The following is a 6,000-nucleotide window of genomic DNA, read 5'->3' on the forward strand; positions in this document are numbered from 1 at the left end:
CGAATCAGTCTATCTCTTGCTGTAACTGTTGAAGAAATCCTTCCATATAAGCCGTTCTTTTGCGTGCTTCTTGCTTTGCAGATTCAGTGTTCATCATTGCTTCAAGCTTAAACAGCTTATTGTAGAAGTGATCCACCGTGTAGTTTTTGTCATCCAATTCACGGTCAGTACAAAACGGGTCATCAACTTGATATAGGCTAGCACCAAACCCAGCGCTGACTTGTAAGCAACGTGCTATGCCGACAGCCCCAAGCGCATCCAATCTATCGGCGTCTTGAACAATCTTAGCTTCCAGCGTGGTTGGGGTTATGTTGGCGCTGTAGCTATGGGCGCAAATGGCGTGGTGAATGTCGCTGATGAACTCGCTTGGATAACCAATACTTTGTAAATACGCAGTGGCTTTGTCAGCCGCAATGGTCGAACTTTTCGCTCTGTCTGGGTGGTTCTTGGCAAAGGTAAAGCAGTCGTGTAAGTAAGCAGCAGGCAAAACAACTTCTAGGCGAGCGTTTTCTTGTTGGCATAACTCACGCGCCGTTTTTACTACTCTCTTTACATGGCTAAGATCATGAGCTGGGTCTTGCACCATCTCTTGGCTGATAAACTCAAACAGTCGTGGTTCAAAGCGCTGAATAATATCCAAAGATTCGCTCCTAAAATTGATAGATACGCATACTAGCATGCATGACTTTGTTAATGGGATAGTGGCGTATCACATTGTTTTTATTGTGTCTCAATGTTAGCAATCTGAGTAAGTTACGGTTGTGAGCATTAGTGAACTTCAGTAGGGTAAGTCTCTAAATTTCTGAACGAAAAGGGATACAATGCGCCGCTCATTACAAGATAAAGTTATTTCAGTATGTCAAAAGAAGATTGCTCAAAAAGGCGAGGGTGTGGGTGTCTCTTTCTATGCATTTTTTGCCAACAAGAATGATGATCCTGAACTTCTGATGGAAGCCGCTACATGGTGGATTCAAACTCACAAGCTGGACCATTTTGAGAAGGCAAAGAAAATCATTGAAATGGTCTCAGCAGAACAGAGTTAAATCGCTTAGCCTCTTTAGCTATGCGGTGCTTTACTCTATAATTGCCGCGCTTTTATTTGGGCTAAGCCCTCTCACTTTGGATAGATTATGATTTCAAAAAACCAACTTAAATTACTTCGAGCTCTTGGCCAAAAGAAACAGCGTAAAGCGCATGGTTTGTTTTTGGTGCAAGGAGAAAAGAACGTACTTGAGTTGGCGAATAGCTCTCTAACGGTTAAGCAAATTTTTGCGACTCAAGAGTTTCTGGATGAGAATCGTAGCGAACTAAGCAGTTTCGAATGTATTGAAGCCTCGCTTGATGATTTAACCAAAGCGAGCACGCTAGTTAGCAACAACGCGGCTATCGCTGTGGTTGAAATTCCAAGTGTAGAAACACCAAAAGCTCAGGGCTTGATGATTGCGTTAGATGGCGTATCTGACCCAGGCAACCTAGGCACCATTATTCGTGTTGCTGACTGGTACGGCATCAAGCACATTGTGGCGAGCACTGACTGTGCTGACCCATACAACCCGAAAACCATCAGTGCGACCATGGGCAGCTTCGGCCGTGTAACGGTAAGCCAGCTTGATCTGCCAAGCTACCTAGAGCAATCGAACCTTCCTGTTTACGGTGCATTCCTTGAAGGTGAAAGCGTACATAAAACCGAGTTTGCTGCTGAGGGGATTTTGCTGATGGGCAGTGAGTCTCACGGCATTCGTGAACAAGCTGCAAAGTTCGTGACTGATAAGATCACGATTCCAGCTTTCGGTGGTGCAGAGTCACTGAACGTAGCAATGGCGACTGGCATCATCTTGGATAACTTGCGCCGTCAGCACAGTTAAGAATAGATTTAGAACATCTTTAAGCTTTCGACTCTTTGTAAGTGGATGAGTCGGGGCACCCTCCGTTACTTTTTAAATGAATGGTTATTTATGAACAAAGCCTTTGTCATCCGTGCTCGCGCCGCATCCACTGACCATAACACGTTTGTTGCAGGAGTCGGCGGTGACGCTCACTCCGAAATTCTTGCCCACGTATTGATGAACGCGATTTTTACCGCGCAATCTCATCGTGATGATGTGACGGTCTATCTAGTTATTGAAAGTACAGCAGATTTCTCACGTACCCTACGTTTTGATTCTAGCCAACTTCGTAATATTGGTGGCTTTCATGAGTCGGCTCTGATCGCTTTGATCGCCAAAGGGTTACAACACTCGGTTGGCATGAAGAAAGAAGAGCAGCTCGATGTGTCTGAAGGGTTAAGTGTTGAAACAGTGAGTTTTGAAAAACTGGTTCAACGTTTAGCAGAGGAATACACGCTTTACTTACTTGATAAGAAAGGGACGGATATTCGTGACGAACCGTTCAGCGGCCCGGCTTGTTTTATCCTAACTGACCACATTCCTATGCCTAAAAAGAGTTGGAACAGTCTCAAGCGTTTAGGTACGCAGAAGGTGAGTCTTGGCCCTCAAATGCTATTTGCGTCTCAATGTATCGTGCTTATCCATAATGAGTTTGATCGACGTGGGTTCTGAGCGATTTAGTTAATCAAACCAAACGTGATAGTAGAGCGCAGTGATGACAAATCACTGCGTTTTTTATTTTGAGCAGATGGAATTTTTTATTGAGTTGGTTCCACAACTGATAGACTTCACCGGTCGACAAACTGCAGCGATACCTTAACCAGTCAAAAGTAACGCGAGCTCTCAGTCATTTCTTTTCCCCTTCCATCCTTTGCTCGTCCTTTCCTGCGTCATTCCATAGACTGACGAAGGAAGGAGTAGGGAATCTCTCTAAGTTTTTCGATTTGCCTTTAAAACGCAGGGCTCTTTCGTTGCGTGAGGTGGTTCTGAATTGTTTGTGCCCAAAGTTTGCTAGGGTATTAAAAAGAGGTCGATGACCCAGCTCCTTACAAACTATATATTCAATTTGATAAAAAATATTTTCTAGTACTTGATTCGCACTTTTTTAACTTGAACCAGATCTTCTTTCTTCCATTGTTTTTCAAAATAACTCCTCCAAAACAACACCAGCTTGGCCATTGACAACTCTTTGGAGAAGACTATTCACCTTCACTCTTTCAGTGATTGAAGTCTGTTTATTTTGAATAGTTTTACTTTTATTAAATCTATTCTCGTTATTAACTGTTTGATTAGACATATTATGCCCCTAATAAAAATTAAAATTAAGGTGCACTGAACATAGGTATTATTTTTAGGATAGAGAATTAAGGGAGGTTACAGAGAGAAACTTGCTAGGGATGACGCTGAAAAACTTTCTTTATATTTTATCTTGAAACAACTATTTGTCAGAGCAACTTCCTTACCACACGAATAATGATAAGGAAGTTAAAATTCAACTGTAAGACTAAAGTGCCGTTACATTTTCAGCTTGAAGACCTTTTGGTCCTTTACCTATGGTAAAGGAAACCTTTTCTCCCTCAACAAGTTTCTTAAACCCATCACCTAAAATGCTTCGGAAATGAACAAATAAATCATCGCCATTTTCTTGAGAAATGAAACCGAAACCTTTAGTTTCGTTAAACCACTTTACTGTACCAATTGCTTGATTAGACATATTATGCCCCTTATGAAATTAAAATTAAGGTGCACTGAACATAGGTATTATTTTGGAGATAGGGAATTAAGGGAGATACAGAGAGAAACTTGCTAAGGATGACGCTGGAAAACTTACTTTATATTTTTATCTTTAAACAACTCTTTGTCAGAGCGACAGCAACTATACAGGTTTGAATAATTAAAGATAGGTTTATTTTCATTTATTTTTTCTAACGATGAATGGCGTAGATCCTGTATACGCGATGTGAGTTGGTTTGTACCCATTAAGGTTCTGTCCAAACAAAAGTCCGCAGTAGACTTTTAGAGATCCCCAACTCACTCGTTCCTCGTTCTTGAGGATGACGGTATCAAAAGGGCTGACGTATTACGCCAGCCCTTCAAAATTTTGTGCTTTTGCTACTTCTCTAACATACCCAACTTATCAGGCACGCCATTCCAGTTTTCGGTGGCGCAGAGTCATTGAACGTAGCAATGGCGACAGGCATTATCCTGGATAACCTACGCTGTCAGCACAGCTAATAGTTGGTACAGAACGTACAAAAAGCGCAGTGATGGCCAATCACTGCGCTTTTTTGTTTTGAGCTGATGAATTTCTAATTGAGTTGGTTCAACAGCACTAGACTGCACCGCTCGACAAACAGCAGTGATGTCTTAACCAGTAAAAAGCAACGCGAGCTTTCTGTCACTCTCACTCCCGTCATTTTCTAGCCCTCTCTTCGTCATTCCATAGACTGACGAAGGAAGGAGTAGGGAATCTCTCTAAGTTTTTCGATTTGCCTTTAAAACACAGGGCTCTTTCGTTGCGTGAGGTTGTTCTGAATTGTTTGTGCCCCATTATTGGCTAGACTTTTTAATCATTCACACCCTGTTCACGGTTTTTTTCAATACCAAAAGTTATCCATTCTTCTCATGCTATTGGCTGTTAATCCTCGAGATGTAATACGGGGTGAAAGTCCTTAGTTCGTTGTTCCTTTTAAGTTCAATTGGGTATATCTTTTTAACTCTCTGATTTTTAGAATTTTCGTATCTGAGTTACCCACATATGGAAGAAATATATAGATTTAGAAATCTTAAAGCATTGCTTCAAGGAGACCCTAAACAAGGTTATTTTGGTGAACTAGAGAATCAAAGCATCTATTTTGCATTCCCAGAAGAGCTTAATGATCCAGTTGAAGGTTTGAGAAACATTCATTGGACTGGCGATCGCGTTGTTTGGGAGAACTTAGTTCGCAACTACTCTCTTACATTGACTAACTCTATTTTGGCACATGAGTTGTCTGAGGATGATTTCCATAACCATATAGATTCAATTGATCTCTTTTTGATGCCATCAACTATTCCTACTGAAAAGTATAAGGAACTCTACGGTAGAATAGCTCGCAAGGTTATTCGTAACCCACATGTCCGTTTCGTTTTGGATATCATTACGGCTTTCGAGCGTTGTATTCGAAAGGATGAACTGCTTTTTCACTTAGATAGTATTCATCTAGTAGTTATGAAGATTGTTAATAGAGAATTGTCGAAAGAAATACCAGAAGCTTTTGACTACAAAGCGAATGCGCCTAAGCCATCTTTCAAATGTTTAGTAAGTAAATATCGTCCAATAATCGAAGCTGTCAGAAAGTTAGATCGAGCAGATATGCAAAGTTACATGGACCAATTTCTTGAGGCGCAAATACAATACCTCACTGCGATGCAGCTTAAAATGGGCTTTTATGATGATGAACGAGACCACACCCATCGATTTTTTGTTTTGGAGTTTCCCAAAGATTATATAGAAAGTCTGCAAGCCTTACTATTTCCAGCTTGGGCAACATCATGTTTCGTTTCTGACAGCGAGAATTCTGCGATGTGGGGACATTATGCAGATTCACACAAAGGCTGTTGTTTGATCTTCAAACCAATGAATGAGTCTTTACGCTTATATAACGTCCCCGGAACTGCTCCGACAGGTGGTAAGTCGTTCCCATTTCACAGAATCGACTATAAACATGGTGCAGGTGATGTTGATTTCTTCAAGAGCATGGGTAGGCTACCTCTAGATTTGATCAAAGATAACTGGATGCATTCCAAGAACGGTCATATCAGTGATTGTTTTGATTATTACAAACAGTCTAACGGCAGTGATTTTAGGCAACATTATTGGTCTAATTTCATTAGAGATATTACGAGGAAAACTAAGGATTGGGATTACGAAAACGAGTATAGGTTAATTAACGAAGAGTCCTTCGTAGAATTGGGGCCCAAAGAATCCCCCTCTGGCAGGATAGTTGTCACTGTTAAAATTTAACCAGTTTGGGCGGTAAGAATGAATTGTGTCTCGTATTCCAGCAGAAAGAAAAGAAGCCATATTGAAGAAGCTACTGCCTCCATATTCAATGTCAGTAAGCCAGTTGTC

At 41.1% G+C, this 6,000-nt stretch carries 7 protein-coding genes and 1 pseudogene; 5 read left to right on the top strand and 3 right to left on the bottom strand.

What is annotated here, in order from left to right:
* Nucleotides 1-4: 4 nt before the first annotated feature.
* Complete coding sequence (locus ELS82_RS16950; RefSeq protein WP_208733195.1) at nucleotides 5-634, bottom strand: HD domain-containing protein; 630 nt, start codon at nucleotides 632-634, stop codon at nucleotides 5-7.
* Nucleotides 635-821: 187 nt separating this feature from the next.
* Between ELS82_RS16950 and ELS82_RS16955 the strand changes: the two genes are divergently transcribed.
* The 3 genes from ELS82_RS16955 (at nucleotide 822) to trmY (ending at nucleotide 2,558) form a co-directional block, all read left to right on the top strand.
* Nucleotides 822-1,043: a DUF6500 family protein gene (locus ELS82_RS16955; protein ID WP_134836527.1), complete on the top strand. Its 222-nt coding sequence runs from the start codon at nucleotides 822-824 to the stop codon at nucleotides 1,041-1,043.
* A gap of 87 nt (nucleotides 1,044-1,130) precedes the next feature.
* Nucleotides 1,131-1,865, top strand: a complete 735-nt coding sequence (locus ELS82_RS16960) for an RNA methyltransferase (RefSeq protein ID WP_134836528.1) — start codon at nucleotides 1,131-1,133, stop codon at nucleotides 1,863-1,865.
* 90 nt (nucleotides 1,866-1,955) lie between these two features.
* A complete protein-coding gene (trmY, locus tag ELS82_RS16965) occupies nucleotides 1,956-2,558 on the top strand; it encodes a tRNA (pseudouridine(54)-N(1))-methyltransferase TrmY (RefSeq protein WP_134836529.1) in 603 nt (200 codons plus the stop codon).
* Nucleotides 2,559-3,027: 469 nt separating this feature from the next.
* Here the strand turns inward: trmY and ELS82_RS26350 are convergent, their stop codons facing one another.
* Together ELS82_RS26350 and ELS82_RS16970 are read right to left on the bottom strand one after the other, a co-directional pair.
* Entirely contained in the window at nucleotides 3,028-3,183 is a 156-nt protein-coding gene (locus tag ELS82_RS26350) for a hypothetical protein (protein ID WP_167489354.1), read from the bottom strand.
* A 207-nt stretch (nucleotides 3,184-3,390) separates the two neighbouring features.
* Nucleotides 3,391-3,600 (bottom strand): cold-shock protein, encoded by a 210-nt coding sequence (locus ELS82_RS16970; RefSeq protein ID WP_126572558.1) that lies wholly within the window; start codon nucleotides 3,598-3,600, stop codon nucleotides 3,391-3,393.
* A 434-nt stretch (nucleotides 3,601-4,034) separates the two neighbouring features.
* On the opposite strand from ELS82_RS16970, the pseudogene ELS82_RS16975 reads away from it, so the two are divergent.
* Nucleotides 4,035-4,121, top strand: a pseudogene (locus tag ELS82_RS16975) (RNA methyltransferase); the annotation flags it as partial.
* A gap of 523 nt (nucleotides 4,122-4,644) precedes the next feature.
* Nucleotides 4,645-5,892, top strand: a complete 1,248-nt coding sequence (locus ELS82_RS16980; protein ID WP_134836530.1) for a DUF2971 domain-containing protein — start codon at nucleotides 4,645-4,647, stop codon at nucleotides 5,890-5,892.
* Nucleotides 5,893-6,000 lie beyond the last annotated feature (108 nt).

Origin of the sequence: Vibrio ouci, assembly GCF_004551525.1 — a bacterium.
Lineage (GTDB): Bacteria > Pseudomonadota > Gammaproteobacteria > Enterobacterales > Vibrionaceae > Vibrio > Vibrio ouci.